At 68.6% G+C, this 17652-nt stretch carries 18 protein-coding genes; 9 read left to right on the top strand and 9 right to left on the bottom strand.

Annotated elements, in window-relative coordinates; genetic code table 11:
* Window positions 1-99 precede the first annotated feature (99 nt).
* The 3 genes from lpxC to recN all read left to right on the top strand — a co-directional run bounded on the left by lpxC (window position 100) and on the right by recN (window position 3882).
* The gene (lpxC, locus tag ABDW31_RS09235) at window positions 100-996 is read left to right on the top strand and encodes a UDP-3-O-acyl-N-acetylglucosamine deacetylase (RefSeq protein ID WP_184720877.1); all 897 of its coding nucleotides are present in this window, start codon (window positions 100-102) and stop codon (window positions 994-996) included.
* A gap of 192 nt (window positions 997-1188) precedes the next feature.
* Window positions 1189-2106, top strand: a complete 918-nt coding sequence (locus ABDW31_RS09230) for an outer membrane protein assembly factor BamD (protein WP_343698498.1) — start codon at window positions 1189-1191, stop codon at window positions 2104-2106.
* 81 nt (window positions 2107-2187) lie between these two features.
* Window positions 2188-3882 carry a DNA repair protein RecN gene (gene recN / locus ABDW31_RS09225; protein WP_343698497.1) on the top strand — a complete coding sequence of 565 codons (1695 nt, stop codon included), beginning with the start codon at window positions 2188-2190 and terminating at the stop codon, window positions 3880-3882.
* A 55-nt stretch (window positions 3883-3937) separates the two neighbouring features.
* Here the strand turns inward: recN and ABDW31_RS09220 are convergent, their stop codons facing one another.
* Window positions 3938-5071 carry an acyltransferase gene (locus ABDW31_RS09220; RefSeq protein ID WP_343698496.1) on the bottom strand — a complete coding sequence of 378 codons (1134 nt, stop codon included), beginning with the start codon at window positions 5069-5071 and terminating at the stop codon, window positions 3938-3940.
* A gap of 85 nt (window positions 5072-5156) precedes the next feature.
* Here ABDW31_RS09220 and ligA point away from each other — a divergent pair, with 85 nt between their 5' ends.
* From ligA to ABDW31_RS09205, 3 genes are all read left to right on the top strand, one after another.
* Entirely contained in the window at window positions 5157-7520 is a 2364-nt protein-coding gene (gene ligA, locus ABDW31_RS09215) for an NAD-dependent DNA ligase LigA (RefSeq protein ID WP_343698495.1), read from the top strand.
* Window positions 7496-8131, top strand: a complete 636-nt coding sequence (locus tag ABDW31_RS09210; RefSeq protein WP_343698494.1) for a 3'-5' exonuclease — start codon at window positions 7496-7498, stop codon at window positions 8129-8131. The genes ligA and ABDW31_RS09210 overlap by 25 nt, the downstream gene beginning before the upstream one ends.
* Window positions 8132-8256: 125 nt before the next feature.
* Window positions 8257-8673 (top strand): DUF2147 domain-containing protein, encoded by a 417-nt coding sequence (locus ABDW31_RS09205; protein ID WP_343698493.1) that lies wholly within the window; start codon window positions 8257-8259, stop codon window positions 8671-8673.
* Between the two features lie 19 nt (window positions 8674-8692).
* On the opposite strand, the gene ABDW31_RS09200 is transcribed toward ABDW31_RS09205, so the two are convergent.
* From ABDW31_RS09200 to ABDW31_RS09185, 4 genes are all read right to left on the bottom strand, one after another.
* Window positions 8693-10504 carry an aminopeptidase P family protein gene (locus ABDW31_RS09200; RefSeq protein ID WP_343698492.1) on the bottom strand — a complete coding sequence of 604 codons (1812 nt, stop codon included), beginning with the start codon at window positions 10502-10504 and terminating at the stop codon, window positions 8693-8695.
* Window positions 10505-10664: 160 nt separating this feature from the next.
* Window positions 10665-11531, bottom strand: coding sequence for a 50S ribosomal protein L11 methyltransferase (locus ABDW31_RS09195; protein WP_343698491.1), 867 nt, complete (start codon window positions 11529-11531; stop codon window positions 10665-10667).
* 38 nt (window positions 11532-11569) lie between these two features.
* Window positions 11570-12064 (bottom strand): hypothetical protein, encoded by a 495-nt coding sequence (locus ABDW31_RS09190; protein ID WP_343698490.1) that lies wholly within the window; start codon window positions 12062-12064, stop codon window positions 11570-11572.
* A 148-nt stretch (window positions 12065-12212) separates the two neighbouring features.
* Window positions 12213-14615, bottom strand: coding sequence for a UvrD-helicase domain-containing protein (locus ABDW31_RS09185; protein WP_343698489.1), 2403 nt, complete (start codon window positions 14613-14615; stop codon window positions 12213-12215).
* Window positions 14616-14748: 133 nt separating this feature from the next.
* Between ABDW31_RS09185 and ABDW31_RS09180 the strand changes: the two genes are divergently transcribed.
* Window positions 14749-14961 carry a hypothetical protein gene (locus tag ABDW31_RS09180; RefSeq protein ID WP_184720863.1) on the top strand — a complete coding sequence of 71 codons (213 nt, stop codon included), beginning with the start codon at window positions 14749-14751 and terminating at the stop codon, window positions 14959-14961.
* A gap of 6 nt (window positions 14962-14967) precedes the next feature.
* Window positions 14968-15222 (top strand): hypothetical protein, encoded by a 255-nt coding sequence (locus tag ABDW31_RS09175; protein WP_343698488.1) that lies wholly within the window; start codon window positions 14968-14970, stop codon window positions 15220-15222.
* Between the two features lie 103 nt (window positions 15223-15325).
* Here ABDW31_RS09175 and ABDW31_RS09170 read toward each other — a convergent pair whose 3' ends face one another.
* The 4 genes from ABDW31_RS09170 to ABDW31_RS09155 are packed head-to-tail and all read right to left on the bottom strand — an operon-like array spanning window position 15326 to window position 17226.
* Window positions 15326-15535, bottom strand: a complete 210-nt coding sequence (locus tag ABDW31_RS09170; protein ID WP_343698487.1) for a ribbon-helix-helix domain-containing protein — start codon at window positions 15533-15535, stop codon at window positions 15326-15328.
* A gap of 16 nt (window positions 15536-15551) precedes the next feature.
* Entirely contained in the window at window positions 15552-15728 is a 177-nt protein-coding gene (locus tag ABDW31_RS09165) for a DUF4169 family protein (RefSeq protein WP_184720858.1), read from the bottom strand.
* A 2-nt stretch (window positions 15729-15730) separates the two neighbouring features.
* Window positions 15731-16645 carry a DUF6807 family protein gene (locus ABDW31_RS09160; RefSeq protein ID WP_343698486.1) on the bottom strand — a complete coding sequence of 305 codons (915 nt, stop codon included), beginning with the start codon at window positions 16643-16645 and terminating at the stop codon, window positions 15731-15733.
* Window positions 16642-17226 (bottom strand): glutathione S-transferase family protein, encoded by a 585-nt coding sequence (locus ABDW31_RS09155; RefSeq protein WP_343698485.1) that lies wholly within the window; start codon window positions 17224-17226, stop codon window positions 16642-16644. The genes ABDW31_RS09160 and ABDW31_RS09155 overlap by 4 nt, the downstream gene beginning before the upstream one ends.
* Before the next feature lie 132 nt (window positions 17227-17358).
* Here ABDW31_RS09155 and ABDW31_RS09150 point away from each other — a divergent pair, with 132 nt between their 5' ends.
* Window positions 17359-17595: a DUF2171 domain-containing protein gene (locus ABDW31_RS09150; protein WP_172262540.1), complete on the top strand. Its 237-nt coding sequence runs from the start codon at window positions 17359-17361 to the stop codon at window positions 17593-17595.
* Window positions 17596-17652 lie beyond the last annotated feature (57 nt).

Here is a 17652-nt window from a genome sequence, read left to right as displayed (position 1 = left end):
AAACAGACTTTGCTTTGCCGCGACGCAGCATCATGCCTAGTGCTAGGTCGGGGCGAAAGGGCGACCGCAGAGTCGTCCATCGAACGATAAGGGTTTCTTGTGTCGGCTTCGGGTTATTTTCAGCACACGGTCGCAGGGCCGGTGATCTTCGCGGGGATCGGCCTGCACACGGGTGCGCACGTTCGCGTCTCGGTGCGTCCGGCGGCCCCCGACGCGGGGATCGTCTTTGTGCGGACCGACGTGCACGCCTCCGACAACCGCGTCCCCGTCACGCCTGAGTCGGTCTGCCAGACGCAACTGGGCACCGTCATCTGCAATGGCGACGACATCCGCGTCTCGACCATCGAGCACCTGATGGCCGCCCTGGCGGCGCTGTCGATCGACAACTGCGTCGTCGAGCTGGACGGCCCGGAAGTGCCGATCATGGACGGCTCGTCCGAGCCCTTCGTCCAGATCCTGGACCGCGCCGGCCGCCGCCGCCAAGAAGCCGTTCGCCAGTACATCGAGATCCTGGCGCCGATCACGGTCGAGGAGGGCGACAAGCGCGCCAGCCTGCTGCCGTCGGACCGCTTCGAGGTCGCCTTCGAGATCGCGTTCGGCAGCAAGGCCATCGGCCGTCAGGTCGTGGACCTGGCGATCGACGAAGAATCGTTCCGCGCCGAGCTCTCGGACTGCCGCACCTTCGGCTTCGTTCGCGACGTCGAGGCCCTGCGCGCCATCGGCCTGGCCCGTGGCGGCTCGATGGAGAACGCCGTGGTCATCGACGGCGACCGCGTGCTGAACCCGGAAGGCCTGCGCCGTCCGGACGAGTTCGTGCGCCACAAGGCCCTAGACGCCATCGGCGACCTGTATGTGCTGGGCAAGCCCATCCTGGGCCGTTTCGAAGGCGTGCTGGCCGGTCACGGCCTCAATAACGCCGTGGTTCGGGCGCTTCTGGCGCAACCGCGCGCCTGGCGCCTGCGCAGCTTCGCGCCGGAACTCGCACAAGCGGTCTAAAGCCTGCTCGCAGGCTTTAGCTCTTAAAGTTAGAGCGTGACGGCCGCCGAAACCGGTTTCCACTTTCGGCTGTCACGCTCTGGGATAGCGTTCGAGAGTCGGGGCTCGGCGTTCGCATTTGCGCCTTTCACGGCGTGGTGTAGAAGCCTTCCACGGCGCAGGGGCGCGCGTTTGCTTCGAAGGTGAGACTCGGTGCTTCGTAAATTCTCGGGACGTTCGGCCGTCACCATCGCCGTCATGGTCGCCGCCGTGTCGGTGGGCGGCTGCGTCGGCAAGTCCAAGAAGCCGACCCTCGCCTACGAAGAGCGCCCCGTCGAGCTGCTGTACTCCACTGGCGCCGATCGCCTGGACCGTGGCAACTGGAACGAGGCCGTCGACTATTTCCGTGAAGTCGAGCGCCAGCACCCCTATTCGGAATGGTCGCGCCGCTCGATCATGATGACGGGTTACGCCCACTACATGGGCAACCAGTACAATGAGGCCATCGGCGACGCCGACCGCTTCATCTCGCTGTATCCGGGCAATCCGTCGGCGCAGTACGCCTACTATCTGAAGGCCATCTGCTATTTCGAGCAGATCGTCGACGTGAACCGCGACCAGGCCGCGACCGAGCAGGCCCTGGCCTCGCTGCGCGACGTGGTTCAGCGCTATCCCAACACCGAATACGCCACCGACGCCCGCCTGAAGATCGACATGGTCAACGACCAGCTGGCCGGCAAGGAAATGGCCATTGGTCGCTGGTACCTGAAGAACGGCAACACCCTGGCCGCGATCGGCCGGTTCAAGGCCGTGATCGAGCGCCACCAGACCACCTCGCACACGCCCGAAGCCCTGTATCGCCTGGTCGAGGCTTACATGACCCTGGGCCTGCTGGAAGAGGCCAAGCGCAACGGCGCGGTCCTGGGCTACAACTTCCCGGGCGATCGCTGGTACCTGGACGCCTACAAGCTGCTCAACGACAACGGCCTGCGCCCCGCCGTCGAGCCGCTGAAGGCGGGCACCAAGCGCAATGCGTTGGAGCGGATCCTGACCAAGGACAAGGACGCCACCCTGCCGCCCCCTGGCGAGCGCAAGGCCAAGAAGGGCCTGATGGGCGTTTTGGGCATGTAGTTGGGTGATGGAGCGAGTTTGTACTTGCTCCGTTCTCAAAGCCTCTTTGAAAAACTTTGATTCCCGGCGATCTTGCGACCCATGCTGATCGGCCTATCCATCCGTGACGTCGTGCTCATCGAGAGCCTGGACCTTGCTATCGGCGAGGGCCTGACCGCGCTCACCGGCGAAACCGGGGCGGGGAAGTCGATCATTCTCGACGCCCTGGGCCTGGCCACCGGCGCGCGCGCCGATGCGGGTCTGGTGCGCCGCGGCGCGACCGGCCACGCCTCGGCCACGGCGATCTTCGCCCTGCCGGCCGATCACCCCGCCTTCGCCTACCTGGACGACAAGGGTCTGGACTACGCCCGCGACGAGGACCTCGTTTTGCGCCGCCAGCTGTCGGCCGACGGCCGCAGCCGCGCCTTCGTCAACGACCAGGCCACCAGCGTCGGTGTGCTGAAGGATCTCGGCGCACTGCTGCTGGAGGTCCACGGCCAGCACGAGACCGTCGGCCTGCTGGATCCCAAGACCCACCGCAGCCTGCTGGACGCGTTCGGCGGCGTCAGCGTCGGGGCCGTCGCCTCGGCCTGGAGCGCCTGGCGCGCCGCCCGCGAGAAGGCCGAGGGCCTGCGCGACCTGGCCAGCCGCGCCGCCGCCGAGACCGAGGAGCTGACGCTTCGCCTGTCGGAGCTGGACCGTCTCGACCCCCGCGAGGGCGAGGAGGAGAGCCTGGCCGAGGAGCGGGCCCTGCTGAGCTCGGCCGAGAAGGTCATCACCGACGTCGCTTCAGCCCAAGACGCCCTGGGCGGCGAGTTCTCGGGCAAGCTGGCCCAGGCCTATCGCGCCCTGGAGCGGGCCCGCGATCGCGCCCTCCAGGCCGGCGCGCCGGCCGACGGCGCGGCCATGACCCGGCTACAGGCCGCCTGCGATGCGGTCGACCGCGCCCTGGTCGAAGCGCAGGAGGCCAGCGCCGCCATCGACGCCGTTGCCGAGTCGTTCGAGTTCGAGCCTGACCGCCTGGAAAAGACCGAGGAGCGGCTGTTCGCCCTGCGCGGCATGGCCCGCAAGCTGAACGTGCTGGTCCAGGACCTGCCGGCCAAGCGCGCCGAGTTCGCCGCCCGCCTGCAGGCCATCGAGACCTCGGAAGAAGCCTTGAAGGAGGCCGACGCCGAGGCTGCCGAGGCGCGCGAGACCTATCTCTACGCCGCCGAGGCCCTGTCGGCCGAGCGCCGCGCCGCCGGCGACGCCCTGGCCGTGGCGGTCGAGGCCGAGCTGACGCCGCTGAAGCTGGAAAAGGCCCGGTTCCGTGTCGCCGTCGAACCCTTGCCCGAGGATCGCGCCGGCCCGACGGGCCTGGATCGTATCGCCTTCGAGATCTCGACCAACCCCGGCGCACCGTTCGGACCGATGGAAGCCATCGCCTCGGGCGGTGAGCTGGCGCGCTTTGCGCTCGCCTTGAAGGCCGCCTTGGCCGCACGCGGCGGCGGCCCGCAACCGCTGATGATCTTCGACGAGGTCGACCAGGGCGTCGGCGGGGCCGTGGCCGACGCGGTGGGTCTGCGCCTCAAGCGCCTGGCCTCGGCTGCTCAGGTGCTGGTCGTTACGCACTCGGCCCAGGTCGCCGCCCGCGGCGACGCCCACTGGCGCATCTCCAAGTCCGGCGACGACACCTCGACGCGGACGAAGGTCGAGCCGCTGACGCCGTCCGAACGCGAGGAAGAGATCGCCCGGATGCTGTCGGGGGCGGAAGTGACCGAGGCCGCGAGAGCGGCCGCGCGGGCCTTGATGGCCTAACTCAACTTCGCTCATCCCCGCGAAAGCGGGGACCCAAGCCGAAGTAGATCTTGATCTAAAGCCGCGCCGCGACCTGAGAAGCCGCTTGGGTCCCCGCTTTCGCGGGGATGAGCGGTTGGTGAGATTTGATCCACCGCTGCAGGGGCGCATCCACGAAGCGCTCGAACAGCCAGGCGGCGACGATCGCGGCCGGGATGGCCATGGCCCACAGGATCCAGCCGGCGGCGGCGGGCAGGGCGACCTTCTGCTCCAGCAAGCGGACCACGCCGAACCAAACGGCGGCGACCAGGGTGTTGGTCAGGAACAGCGAGAAGCTCAGCTTCCCCGCGATGCCAGCCCACCGCCAGGCCTTGGGCTTGGATGCGCCGGCCGCGTAGATCAGGAAGCCCAGCAGGGCCAGGCTGAAGTGGTCGAAATTCCCCAGCGCCTGGATGCCGATGACGATGGCCAGGGTCGCGACGGCCAGCGGAACCGCTTGGCGGCGCGCCAGGGTGGTGACGGGCAGGCGGGCGATCAGCAGGCCGATCATGAACAGCGGCACGCCGCGGATCAGGCCATAGCGCAGCGGCAGCTGGTAGCTGTGGGCGCCCAAGATCTCCAGAGCGGCGAAATCGATGGCCACCCAGGCGCACACGCCCATGGCCAGCAGCTGCAGCGGGCGCTGCCACGCGGCCACGCGGCGCCAGACCAGCGGGAACAGGGCATAGGCGACGATCAGCGCCGACAGGGTCCAGGTCGGCACATTCCAGCCCGAGGTTCCCGGCACGAACCAGGCCTGGACCAGGAAGATCTGCGGCAGCAGCTGGTCCCAGGCGAACCACTGCGGGTTTTGCGGGGCCAGGCCGATGGCGCTGGTCGTGACGAAGAAGGCGACGAACAGGGCCAGCATGACCAGGTGCGCGGGCCAGATGCGCAGCACCCGGCGCTTCAGGAAGGCGAGGGCGCCAACCCCCGAGGCCTGGACGCGTGGGCCATAGGCGCGGGCCAGAACATAGCCCGACAGCATCAGGAAGAAGTCGGTGGCCAGGTAACCGCGCCCGAAGGCCGGCGAGAGTTCGAACAGCGACACCGGGGCGCGCTCGGCCACATGGTAGAGCACGATGAACAGCGCCGCCAGGAAACGCAGGGCGTCCAACGGTCCGTCGCGCGACAGGACGGGCGCAGCGGGACCTGTGCTGGACTTGAACATGGCGGGCTCCTTCCCGCGTCATATCGCAAGGTGGGCGCCAGATTTGCTAACGTGCGCAGACTTCCCGCCTTCCCGGATTCGCCCCGTGTCCCAGATCCCTGAATCGTCGATTTCTGTCGCCGACCTCACCGAAGCCCAGGCCGTCGAGGAACTGGAAGCGCTGGCCGATAGCCTGGCGGCGCACGACATCGCCTATCACAAGCAGGACGCGCCGACGATCGACGACGGCGCGTACGATGCGCTGAAGCGTCGTAACCTCGATATCGAGACCCGGTTTCCGCATCTGGTGCGCGACAATTCCCCGTCCATGCGGGTCGGCGCGGCGCGGGCCGAGCAGTTCTCGCCGGTCGAGCACGGCGTGCCGATGCTCAGCCTGGACAACGCCTTTTCCAACGATGAGGCAACCGAGTTCGACGCCCGCATCCGCCGCTTCCTGCGCCTGACGCCGTCCGACACAGTGGCCTACACCGCCGAGCCCAAGATCGACGGCCTGTCGGCCTCGCTGCGCTATGAGAAGGGCGTGCTGGTCCAGGGCGCGACGCGGGGCGACGGCCGGGTGGGCGAGGACGTCACCGCCAACCTGCGCACCATCAAGGACATCCCCCAGCGCCTGAAAGGCTCGGGCTGGCCCGACGTCATCGAGGTGCGCGGCGAGGTCTATGTCGAGCTGGAGGCCTTCGCCGCCTTCAACCAGGCCGCCGAGGAGGCGGGCCAGCGCACCTACGCCAATCCGCGCAACTTCGCCGCCGGCTCGCTGCGCCAGATCGATCCGAAGATCAGCGCCCAGCGGCCGCTGCGCTTCTTCGGCTATGCCTGGGGCCTGGTGTCGGAGCCGTTCGCCGACAGCCAGTGGGGCGCGCTGGAAGAGCTGGCCGAATGGGGCTTCGTGACCACGGCCCCGCCGGCCCGCCGCGTCGAGAACGCCCAGGGCTTGCTGGACGTCTATGCCGAATTCGAGACCCTGCGCCCGCAGCTGGGCTTCGACATCGACGGCGTCGTCTACAAGGTCGACGATCTGGAGCAGCAGCGCCGCCTGGGCTTCGTCTCGCGCTCGCCGCGCTGGGCCATCGCCCGCAAGTTCCCCGCCCAGCGAGCCCGCACCATCCTGGAAGCCATCGACATCCAGGTCGGCCGCACCGGCGCCCATACGCCGGTCGCCCGCCTGAAGCCCGTCACCGTCGGCGGCGTCTCGGTGACCAACGCCACCCTGCACAATGGCGACGAGATCGCCCGCCTGGATGTCCGCATCGGCGACACCGTGGTCCTACAGCGCGCGGGCGACGTGATCCCGCAGATCGTCGAGGTGGTGCTGGAGGCGCGACCGGACGGCGCGGTCATCTACGACTTCCCGCACGTCTGCGAATGCCCGCTGAAGACCGCCCTGGCCCGCGAAACCAACGCTAACGGCGTCGAGTCGGTGGTGCGCCGCTGCACCGGCGAGTTCGCCTGTCCGTTCCAGCGGGTCGAGCACCTACGCCACTTCGTGTCGCGCCGCGCCTTCGACGTTGAGGGGCTGGGCGAGAAGCAGCTGCAGGCCTTCTTCGACGCGGGCTGGATCACCGAGCCGGCCGACATCTTCAAGCTAGCCAAGGACGAGGAGAAGCTGGCGGCCCTGCGCGAGCGCGACGGCTATGGCGAGACCTCGATCGCCAATCTGGTGAAGGGCATCAACGACCGCCGCAAGATCGGCCTGGACCGGATGATCTACGGTCTGGGCGCGCGCGACATCGGCGAGACGACCTCGACCGTTCTGGCCCGCAACTTCGACCGCTTCGAGGACCTGCAGGCCGCCGCCGAGGCCGCCGCCAAGGGTCTGCCGGGCGAGACCTATCTGGAGCTTTCGACGGCTCAAGGCGTGGGCCCCAAGGCGCTGGATCTGCTGATCGAGGCGGGGAAGGGCGGCTTGCTGGCCGATCCCTGGCCCGAGGCCGCCGACCTGGAGATCAAGATCGGCCACGCGGTGCCCAAGCTGACCAAGCCCGCCAAGGCGGCTCTCGCCCAGCGCTATGGAGCCTGGGACGCCTTCGCCGAGGGCCTGGCCGACGCGGCTAAGGGTGCGCCGGGCGACGACTACCTGCATCTGGCGGCTGTCGACGGTGTTGGCCCCGTGGCCGCCCAGTCCCTGGCCCGGTTCTTCGCCGAGGAGCACAACCGCCAGAAGGTCGCCAACCTGGTCGCCGAGCTGGACATCCAGCCGGTCGCCAAGCCCAAGACCGACACCGCCGTGGCCGGCAAGACCATTGTCTTCACCGGCTCGCTGGAGAAGATGACCCGCGACGAGGCCAAGGCTCAGGCCGAGTCTCTGGGCGCCAAGGTCGCCTCGTCGGTGTCCAAGAAGACCGACCTGGTCGTCGCCGGCCCCGGCGCGGGCTCCAAGCTGAAGACCGCCACCGAGCTGGGCATCCAGGTGATGACCGAGGACGAGTGGCTGGAGATGGTCGCGAAATGAAGGTCATCGCCCTCGACTTCGAGACCGCCAACGAGCAGCGGTCCAGCCCGTGCTCGATCGGCCTGGCCTGGATCGAGGATGGCGAGGTGGCGCGGGTCGAGCACCACTACATCCGCCCGCCCGGCAACCGCTTCGCGCGCTTCAACATCGGCTTCCACGGCATCACGCCACAGCATGTCGAGGACGCCGAGGAGTGGCCGGAGGTGCTGGACCGTCTGCGGCCCGAACTGGAGGGCGCGCTGGTCCTGGCCCACAACGCCTCGTTCGACGTCAGCGTTATCCGCCGGACCTGCGAGCACTACGGCGTGGCGCCGCCCAGCTTCGACTACCTCTGCACGGTGCAGGTGGCGCGCGGCGTCTGGCCCGACCTGCCGTCGCACAAGCTGAACGTGGTCTGCGGCCATCTCAGCGTCGACTTCAAGCACCACGACGCGGCGGGCGACGCCTATGCCTGCGGGCGGGTGGCGCTGGCGGCGACGTCGTTGAACAGCCTCTCGCATGTCCGCGACTTGGCCGGCAGCCTGGGCATGACCGTCGGTCGCCTGCATCCCGACGGCTACACCCCGCCGCGCGGCGCGGTCAGCGCCCGCCGGCCGCGCGTCTTCGGCTGAGGCGCATCGCCGCAACCACAATTCCCGCCTCGTTTTCGCCGCGCCCCTTGTCCGAAGTGCAGGGATGACGCAACGAATGGGCTCAAACGCGCATTCGAATGCGTGAACCGACTAGGGAGTTTTGGATGCTTCGCACCGCCATGATCGCCGCCGCGCTGAGCGCACTCGCGGTCCCCGCCTTCGCTGCCGACGTCACCGGCCTGTGGGCGACCCCCAGCAACGGCGGCCAGGTCGAGATCGCCCGCTGCGGCAACAGCCTGTGCGGCAAGCTGGTGACCAGCAACCACATCAAGACCGACCCGGCCCGCAAGGACGCCAAGAACAAGGACGAGGCCCAGCGCAACCGTCCGCTGAAGAACCTGCAGATGCTTTACGACTTCACCGGCGGCCCCACCAAGTGGACCGGCGGCAAGGTCTACAACCCCGAGGACGGCGGCACCTATTCCGGCACGATCGAGCTGGTCAGCGACAACGAACTGAAGCTCAAGGGCTGCATCGTCGCCCCGCTGTGCAAGACGCAGAAGTGGACGCGGATCCGCTAGGACCCGCTATCCTGCGCGCCTAGAGCGGCGCGCAGGCCTCTTCCAGCCATGCCCGGATCTCCGGCTCGACCCGCGGGCCGATCTCCGTCAGCACCCGCGCGTGATAGGCGTCGAACTGTGCGACTTCCTCGGCCGTCAGCAGGGTCTTGTCGACCAGGCGGCGGTCGATCGGCGCCAGGGTCAGGGCCTCGAAGCGGTGCATCGGGCGATCGCCGCCGGCCACCGGTTCGGCGGGCATGACGACTTCCAGGTTCTCGATCCGGATGCCGTATTCGCCGTCCTTGTAGTAGCCGGGCTCATTCGAGACGATCATGCCGGGCTGCAGGGCGATGACGTTCGGGGCCTTGGAGATCCGTTGCGGACCTTCGTGCACGCCCAGATAGACGCCGACGCCGTGGCCGGTGCCGTGGTCGTAGTCCAGGCCGTGGGCCCACAGCGCCATCCGCGCCAGGGCGTCGATGGCCGAGCCGGTGGTGCCGGCCGGGAAGCGCAGGCGGGCGATGGCCAGGTGGCCCTTCAGCACCAGGGTGTTGCGCGTGACCATCTCGGCGCTGGGCTCGCCGATCGCCACCGTGCGGGTGACGTCGGTGGTGCCGTCCAGATACTGACCGCCGCTGTCGACCAGCAGCAGCGAGCCCATCGCCGCGCGCTCATTGCTGCGCTCGGTCGGACGATAGTGGGGCAGGGCGCCGTGGCCGTTGGCCGCGCCGATGGTGTCGAAACTGAGATCCTTCAGCACGCCGGTGGCTTCGCGGAACCCTTCCAGCTTGGCGACGGCCTCCTTCTCGTCCGGCGGATTGACCTGACCCTCGGTGGCCAGCCAGTGCAGGAACCGGGTCAGGGCCGCGCCGTCGCGCTTGTGGGCCTCGCGCGTACCGTCCAGCTCGACGTCGTTCTTGCAGGCGCGCGGCAGGGTGCAGGGGTCCATGGCCCGCACGACCTTGGCGCCGGCGGCGGCCAGCATGTCGAAGTACCAGGCAGAGGACTGGGTCGGGTCGACCAGCACGCTCTTGCCTGACAGATCGCCCAGCGCTTCGGCCAGCTTGTCCGGCGTCTCCAGCGAGACCTGGTTGCCCAGCCAGGCGGGCAGGGGCTCGGAAACCTTGGCCGGCTCAACGAACAGGCGGGCCGTGCCGTCGGCGTTCAGGATGGCCTGGGCCAGCGGCAGGGGGGAACGGATGACGTCGCCGCCGCGCACATTGAACAGCCAGGCGATCGACGACGGGGCGGTGATGACGGTGGCGTCGGCGCCCAGGGCCGCGACGGCCTCGCCGACGCGGGCGCGCTTGGAGCTCGACTCCTCGCCGGCATAGTCGACGGCGTGCGGCACGACCGGGGCCATCGGCTGGGCGGGGCGGGCGTCGCCCCAGGCCTCGTCGACCGGGTTGGCGGCGACGGGCTTGAGCACCGCGCCGGCGCGGGCGGCGGCGGCCTTCAGGCCGTCCAGGGCCGCGGGGCTGTGCAGGCGGGCGTCATAGCCGATCACCGCGCCCTTTTCGGCGGTCTCGAGATAGGCGGGGACGCCGCCCTCGACGAGGTCGCGGATCTCGAACACGCTCTGGTCGACCTGCTCGCGGACCTGCAGGGTGTAGCGGCCGTCGACGAACACGGCGGCGCGGTCCTTCAGGATCACGCCGGCCCCGGCCGAGCCGGTGAAGCCGCTGGCCCAGGCCAGGCGGTCGTTGGCGGCGGGCAGGTATTCGTTCTGGTGCTCGTCCTCGTGCGGCACGAGGAAACCGTCCAGCCCCTGCGCGGCCATGGCGGCGCGGATCAGCGGAACGTGCTTGGGCCCGAAGGACGGGTCGGTGGATTCGTCGAAGGTCTGGCGCATGGCAACCGATTTAGGCCTGTCCGGTGCGCCTGGGAAGATGCTCCCCCGCGATGCGGGGGAGCTGTCACGAAGTGACTGAGGGGGCTAATGCGGCCTATGCCCAGCTTGCCCCCTCCGGCCCTCTGGGCCACCTCCCCCGTATCGCGGGGGAGGATCTATTCTACGGCCGCTGCAGGACCAGCGTGGCCCAGGCGTCGCGGTGGATGCGGGTCACGACCTTGAAGCCGCGCGACAGGTAGGCGGCCTTGACCATGCGTTCCTGGGTGCGCAGCAGGCCCGACAGGATAACGGTGCCGCCCGGGACCAGGGCTTGCTTGATCTCCTGGGCCAGGCTGATCAGCGGGCGGGCCAGGATGTTGGCGAAGACCAGGTCGTAGGGGGCGTTCTTGGCCACCAGCTGGTTCGACAGGCCCGAGGCGTGGACGAACTGGGCGTTGGCCTTGTTGACCTTGGCGTTCTCCTTGGAGATCCGCACGGACGGCTTGTCGATATCGGTGCCGACGGCCAGCTTCGTGCCGGTGCGGGCGGCGGCGATGGCCAGAAGGCCCGTGCCGGCGCCGACGTCCAGAACCTTGTTGAACTTCCGGGCCTTGATCAGGCGGTCATAGGCCTGCAGGCAGCCGACGGTGGTGCCATGGTGACCGGTGCCAAAGGCCGCGCCGGCCTCGATGCGCAGGTTCACGGTGCTGGCGGGCAGGCGGCCGCGGTCGTGCATGCCGTAGACGAAGAAGCGGCCCGCGCGCACCGGCGGCAGGCCCGACAGCGCCATGGCCAGCCAGTCGGCGTCGGCCAGGGTGTCGCGATGGACCTTCAGGTCGTACTCGCCCAGCAGCGCCATCAGGCTGGCGTCTTCGTCGTCGGTCGTCGGGAAGGCGTCGATGCGCCAGACGCCCTTGTCCTCGTCCTCTTCCAGGATCGAGTAGGTCGCGCCTTCCAGGCCGGGATGGTTGTCGATGGCGTCGGCGGCGGTCTCGGCCTCGACGCGCGAGCCGCGGGCGACGATCTGTTGGGGCGTGTAGTCGGTCATGCCGCTCCGTTAGCGGCAAAGGCGCAGAAAAGCGAGCTTTAGCGCGTGGTCATGCCGGTCGCGGCCGCGTCGGCCATCACCATCGGCGCGGGCTCAGCGCTGCGGTCCTCAGGCAGTGAGACGTCCAGAATATCGCCGCGCGACGAGGCCCAGCGCGGGGCGGTGTCGACTTGCGGCGGCGGCGTGGCGGGACCGTGGCTGGCGGGGACGTAGGGCGGGACCTCCGGCTCCGGTGGCAGCGGATACTCGGCGAACTCGACCGGCGGCGGGGGCTGCTGGCTCTTCACGAAGTCCTCGCCAATCACGTAGTCGGGGATCTTGCCGGCGGGCCACGCGGTCGGCTCGGCCGTGTTCTCGTACGACGCCATCACTGGCGCCATGTCCGGCATGGGGCCGGCGTCTTGCGGTCCGGTCTGCATCGCCAGGCCCGCGAGGGCGCCGACGAAGGCGCAAGCCGGCGCGCCATAGGCCACGGGACGGGTGAGGGCGAAGGCCTTCAGGTTGGCGAGGATGTTTTCAAGCCGCTGATCCATGTCGGCATAGCGCGCGAAGGGGCGGTTTGGTTTCTGGCCCCCACCTGACCGCTTCGCGGTCATCCGCCCCCAGAGGGGGCAGACGCAGACCCGTCTTCCCCCCTCCGGGGGAGGAGCGCCGAAGGCGCGGAGGGGGCAAGTCAGCCGATCAAGCCTTCTCCACAAAACTATCGATGACCTTCTTCTCGCCCGCCTTGTCGAAGGCCACGGTCAGTTTGTTGCCTTCGATACTGGCGACCTTGCCGTAGCCGAACTTGACGTGGAACACGCGGTCGCCGCGCGAATAGGCGCTGTTGGTCGGGGCCGAGACCGCCACCAAGCGGCCTTCGCCCTCGATCGGGGCCGAGCGGGCGGACGAGCCGGCGCGGACGCCGCGCCACGAGCCGCCGCGATCTGCGACACCGGCCGTGCGTTCCTGCGCGCGCTTCCAGCCGGGGCTGTCGTAGCTGCCGCCCTGGAAGGTCGAGCCGCCGGTGTCGTCCCAGCGCGAGGGGGCGGTCGACTGCATGCCGGGACCGCCGCCGTAATAGCCGGTCTCCGACGCCGCATCGACGTGGGCCAGGGGCAGTTCGTCGACGAAGCGGCTGGGGAGCTGGCTGGTCCAGCGGCCATAGACCTGCCGGTTGGCCACGAAGCTGATGCGGGCCTCTTCGCGGGCGCGGGTGATGCCCACGTAAGCCAGGCGGCGCTCTTCCTCGAGGCCCTTTTCGCCCTTGTCGTCCATGCTGCGCTGGCTTGGGAATACGCCTTCCTCCCAGCCGGGCAGGAAGACCAGCGGGAATTCCAGGCCCTTGGCCGAGTGCAGGGTCATGATCCAGACGGCGTCGCCGGTGGCTTCGCGGTCCAGGTCCATGACCAGCGAGACGTGCTCCAGATACGCCTCCAGCGTCTCGAAGGCGCCCATCGACTGGACCAGTTCCTTCAGGTTCTCCAGGCGGGTCTGGCTGGTCGGGCCCTTGTCCAGGCGCAGGGCGTCGGTATAGCCGCTCTCCTCCAGCACCGTCTCCAGAAGACGCTGGTGGTGGATGTTGCCGACCATCGAGCGCCAGCGGTCCAGATCGCGGATGAAGTTGCTGAGCGCCGTGCGGGTGCGGGCCGGCAGCTCGTCGCTGGTGATGATCTGGCGAGCGGCCTCAGTGGTCGAGATCCCGCCCAGCCGGGCGATCTGCAGCAGCTTCTGCACCGAGGTGTCGCCGATGCCGCGCTTGGGCGTGTTGACGATGCGCTCGAAGGCCAAATCGTCGTCGGGCGACTGGATCAGGCGCAGATAGGCGTGGGCGTCGCGGATCTCGGCCCGCTCGAAGAAGCGCGGGCCGCCGACCACCTTGTAGGGGATCTGCAGCAGCACGAACCGCTCTTCGAAGGCGCGCATCTGGAACGAGGCGCGCACCAGGATGGCCATCTGGTTGTAGCGTCGGCCGGCCTTCCTGGCCTTCTCGATCTCGTCCGCGATCATCCGGCTCTCGGCCTCGCCGTCCCAGACGCCGCTGACCTTGACCTTTTCGCCGCCCTTGGCCGGTGTCCACAGGGTCTTGCCCAGGCGGCCCTTGTTGGCGGTGATCAGGCCCGAGGCGGCGGCCAGGATGTGCTCGGTCGAGCGGTAGTTGCACTCCAGCCGCACGACCTTGGCGCCGGCGAAGTCGCGCTCGAAGCGCAGGATGTTGTCGACCTCGGCCCCGCGCCAGCCATAGATCGACTGGTCGTCGTCGCCGACGCAGCAGACATTCTGCCGGCCCTGGGCCAGCAGGCGCAGCCACAGATACTGGGCGACGTTGGTGTCCTGATACTCGTCGACCATCACGTATTTGAAGCGGCGCTGGAAATCCTCCAGCACGTCGGGATGCCCCGTGAAGATCGTGATGTTGTGCAGCAGCAGGTCGCCGAAGTCGCAGGCGTTCAGGATGCGCAGGCGCTCCTGGTACTGTCGGTACAGGCTGATGCCCTTGCCGTTGGCGAACTCGCCGGCCTCGCTGGTGGGCACCCGGTCGGGCGTCCAGCCGCGGTTCTTCCAGGCGTCGATCAGCCCCGACAGGATGCGTGGGGTCCAGCGCTTGGCGTCGATGTTCTCGGCCTCGATCAGCTGCTTCAGCAGCCGCTCATTATCGTCGGTGTCGATGATCGTGTAGTTCGACTTCAGCCCCACCAGCTCGGCATGGCGGCGCAGGATCTGGGCGGCCACCGAGTGGAAGGTGCCCAGCCAGCGCAGGCCCTCGGCCTCCGGACCGATGATGTGGGTGATCCGCTCGCGCATCTCGCGCGCGGCCTTGTTGGTGAAGGTGACGGCCAGCATTTCCCAAGGCCGCGCCTTGCCGGTCGCCAGGATGTGGGCCAGGCGCGTGGTCAGCACCCGGGTCTTGCCGGTGCCGGCGCCGGCCAGCACCAGTAGCGGGCCTTCGGTCGTCACCACGGCTTCGCGCTGCTCGGGGTTCAGCCCGTCCAGATAGTCAGGCGCGTGCAGGGGCGACGCCGGCGGTTGGGCGCGGGCCAGGTCGGAAATGCGCGGGGAGGGGAGGTCGCCTGGAAAACCAGCCGAGTCGTCATCAGGATACATGGAACATATGTAGCACAAACTGTGCGGGGCTTAAGCCCCAAGGAGGCCGTGTGCGGCTCTAAAAGCGGAACTTCCCCGCTTGGGTACCGTTGATCCGCCAACAGCAACTGAGCCACAAGGCGCGGAGTTTCTCATGGCCGAAGGTACCAACAGCAGCAGCGGCGGCGGCAACAGCGGCTTGGCGTTCATCGTCGGCGGACTGGTGGTCGTGGTCGCGGTGCTCGCCTTCTTCATGTTCTCGGGCGGCATGACCCAGAAGAAGAGCATCGACGTCGATATCTCGGCCTCGGCGCCGAAACTGGACGCGCCGAAACTGCCCGAAGCGCCGAAGGCCCCCGGAGGCTAGGGCGCGATGAAGACGCTCGCGCACGATCATCGACATTCGCACGGCGGCAGCGGCGGCGGCTTGATGGCCGCCCTGCTGGTGGTGGTCCTACTGGCCGGCGCCGTCTGGGGCGCCTGGCGACTGGGCGTGATGGCCGGCGACAAGGTCGAATGGCGCCAGCGCCTGCCGGATACGCCCCTGACGCTGCGTCGAGGGCCGAATCCGCAGCCTACGCCGCTGCCGATCCAGCGGCGGCCGGGGGTTGAGGCGGAAGTCCGCTAACCCTGTCATCCCGGGCGAAGACCCGGGACCGCAGGAAGTGCGGCGTTTGCAGTGGTCCCGGGTCTTCGCTTCGCTTCGGCCGGGATGACACTTGGGTGGTGGCCTACCCGCCCGCTCTACCCAGCGCGAACACCCGGCACGCCGAGGCCAGCGGTCGCTCGCCCCGTTCGGTGTCGATCTTCTGAACCAGGCCCGCAAAGCTCAGCCCATCGGCCGCGGCGGCGCGGTCCAGCACCGCCCAGAACTCGGGCTCCAGCGCCAGCGAGGTGGCGTGGCCGGCCAGGTTCACCGAGCGCTTCTTCAGTCCCGCCATCAGTCTTCGCGCCCAATCACTCTTCGCGCTTGGCCCCGTCCAGGTCGCGCTTCAGCTTGTCGGCGCGGGCGGCGTCGAGGGACTTCTCGCCCTTGGTGCGGCCGAACTTGGCGCGGTTCTCGGCGGCGCGGGTCTTGTCGTCGGCTTTCGCCTTGGCCTTGCGGGCCTGATTGAGGTTGACGATGTCGGCCATGGCTACTTCGCCGCCTTAGGGGGCGTCGCGGGACGGATGACCAGGGTTTCCTGCAGCCTCAGGGTCTCGCCCTTCTTCAGGATGAAAGGCGCGCGGCCCGGGAAGACGCAGTTCTGCATCGACAGCTCCTTGCGCAGGATCCACTGGGTGATCGGCTGGCCATTGGCCTTGCAGGCCAGGCCCAGGCTCCAGGCGGGACCCGTGCCGGCGGGCCAGGCAAAGCCCATCGACGCGCCGGCCGTGACGGCGGTGTTGGTCGCCGTCACCGTCTTGCCGGCCGAGGCGAAGGTCAGGTTCTGCGGCTGGACGAAGCGGGCCGAGAACCCGCCGTAGCCCTTGACGTCATCGCTGCCGCCCAGGCCCAGGGCGTCGACCTTGGACGTGATCGTGGTCTCGAAGTCGATGCGGCGGCCGCCGGCCTTCAACGGGTGGACGGTGACCTTGGTGGTCTCGCCGGCGACATAGGTCACCTCGCCGTTGATCTTGACCAGCCAGTCGGCGTCGATGGTCAGGGTTCCGCCGCCTTGGGCGTCGCCCTTGAAGCGCTTCTCGCGCACCGACGGGGCGATGTCCTTCATGAACCACTGGTCGGCCACCGACTTGCCGTTCACGGTGATCTGGTGCCAGGCCCAGAACAGGCCGCGCTGGTGCAGGTGGTCGGCCGGACGGTCCTCGGTCAGCACCGCGCCGTCCGGCGCGTACAGCGGATGGATGTAATTCAGGCGGCCCGGCTCAGCCGGATCGGCCGCCTTGGTGCGGTAGACCAGCACGGTCTTGCCCGCCTCGGTGATCGTCACCGTATCGTCGGCCATGACGGCGTCGACCCGCTTGCCGACCGCGGGATCGGCGAGGACAGGGGCGGCCGTCGCCAGGCACAGGGTCGCGGCGAGGATCGGAAGGCGGGCGCGGAAGGTCATGCGTCATCCTTAGCGAGGGCCCGCGCCAGGGCCGGGCGGGTGGAGGCGCGCGCCAGCCAGTCGTCGTACACCGCATGCGGCGGCAGCATCTGGCGGGCGAACTGCAGGAGACTGATAAACAGGATGTCGGCGGCCGAGAAGTGGTCTCCCAGCAGCCAGGGCGAGCTTTCCAGCGTGATCCGCAGCCGATCGTCCAGGGCGCCGTAGATCTTCTTGTCCTCGTCGTCCTGCCGCTGCTTCCACAGATTGACCACCGAGGGCTCCAGCACCCCGGCGTAATAGGCCAGCCACGACAGGTACGGACCACGCAGCGGATCGCCCACCGTGGGGCCCAGGCCCGCGCTGGGGAACTTGTCGGTGAGGTAAAGCGCGATGGCCGCCGACTCGGTGATCAGCACACCCTCGTCCAGCAGGGCCGGCACCTGGCCGTGCGGGTGCGGATTGGCCGGGTCGCGCTCGCCGGTGTTGTTGTGACTGCGATAGATGCCGACCGTCCTGACCTCATAGGGCGCGCCCAGCTCCTCCAGAAGCCACAGGAAACGGGTCGAGCGCGAGCGGGGAGCGTGGAACAAGGTCAGCATGGCGGCCTCATGAATGAGAACTTAACAAGAACAAATCTTGTCGGGCGCCGCAAGCCGAAACTTGGCAGCAGGCGCGACCGTTGAGGGGACGGAAAAGGGGACCAGCCGGTCCCGCGATTGGGAGACGACGACATGATCGACCTCACGCAAATCAAGGAACACCAGGAAGTCGTCGGTTCGGACGGCGGCCACGTCGGTCGCGTCGACCACGTCATGGGCGGCGAGATCGAACTGGCCAAGCTGGACCTGGGCGGCGGCTTCAAGCACCACATGATCCCGCTGTCGTGGGTGGAATATGTCGACGACGACAAGGTCCACCTGAGCCTGACCAAGGACGACGCCAAGTCCAAGTGGCGCGAGAAGCACTAGATCTCAGCACCTAGTGACATCGAAGGGCCTCCGTCCGCAGGGACGGGGGCCTTTTGC

The sequence above is a fragment of the Caulobacter sp. genome (assembly GCF_039596335.1).
GTDB lineage: Bacteria > Pseudomonadota > Alphaproteobacteria > Caulobacterales > Caulobacteraceae > Caulobacter.
The sequence above is the reverse complement of the archived record's forward strand: the minus strand, read 5'-3'. Positions and strand labels throughout refer to the sequence as shown.

Coding starts and splice junctions, on each gene's coding strand:
- ABDW31_RS09185 (WP_343698489.1), bottom strand. CDS start 14,615: ATGTATCCTGATGACGACTCGGCTGGTTTTCCAGGCGACCTCCCCTCC.
- ABDW31_RS09190 (WP_343698490.1), bottom strand. CDS start 12,064: ATGGATCAGCGGCTTGAAAACATCCTCGCCAACCTGAAGGCCTTCGCC.
- ABDW31_RS09160 (WP_343698486.1), bottom strand. CDS start 16,645: ATGACCTTCCGCGCCCGCCTTCCGATCCTCGCCGCGACCCTGTGCCTG.
- ABDW31_RS09175 (WP_343698488.1), top strand. CDS start 14,968: ATGAAGACGCTCGCGCACGATCATCGACATTCGCACGGCGGCAGCGGC.
- ABDW31_RS09205 (WP_343698493.1), top strand. CDS start 8,257: ATGCTTCGCACCGCCATGATCGCCGCCGCGCTGAGCGCACTCGCGGTC.
- ABDW31_RS09155 (WP_343698485.1), bottom strand. CDS start 17,226: ATGCTGACCTTGTTCCACGCTCCCCGCTCGCGCTCGACCCGTTTCCTG.
- ABDW31_RS09170 (WP_343698487.1), bottom strand. CDS start 15,535: ATGGCGGGACTGAAGAAGCGCTCGGTGAACCTGGCCGGCCACGCCACC.
- ABDW31_RS09200 (WP_343698492.1), bottom strand. CDS start 10,504: ATGCGCCAGACCTTCGACGAATCCACCGACCCGTCCTTCGGGCCCAAG.
- ABDW31_RS09165 (WP_184720858.1), bottom strand. CDS start 15,728: ATGGCCGACATCGTCAACCTCAATCAGGCCCGCAAGGCCAAGGCGAAA.
- ABDW31_RS09180 (WP_184720863.1), top strand. CDS start 14,749: ATGGCCGAAGGTACCAACAGCAGCAGCGGCGGCGGCAACAGCGGCTTG.
- ABDW31_RS09150 (WP_172262540.1), top strand. CDS start 17,359: ATGATCGACCTCACGCAAATCAAGGAACACCAGGAAGTCGTCGGTTCG.
- ABDW31_RS09220 (WP_343698496.1), bottom strand. CDS start 5,071: ATGTTCAAGTCCAGCACAGGTCCCGCTGCGCCCGTCCTGTCGCGCGAC.
- recN (WP_343698497.1), top strand. CDS start 2,188: ATGCTGATCGGCCTATCCATCCGTGACGTCGTGCTCATCGAGAGCCTG.
- ABDW31_RS09195 (WP_343698491.1), bottom strand. CDS start 11,531: ATGACCGACTACACGCCCCAACAGATCGTCGCCCGCGGCTCGCGCGTC.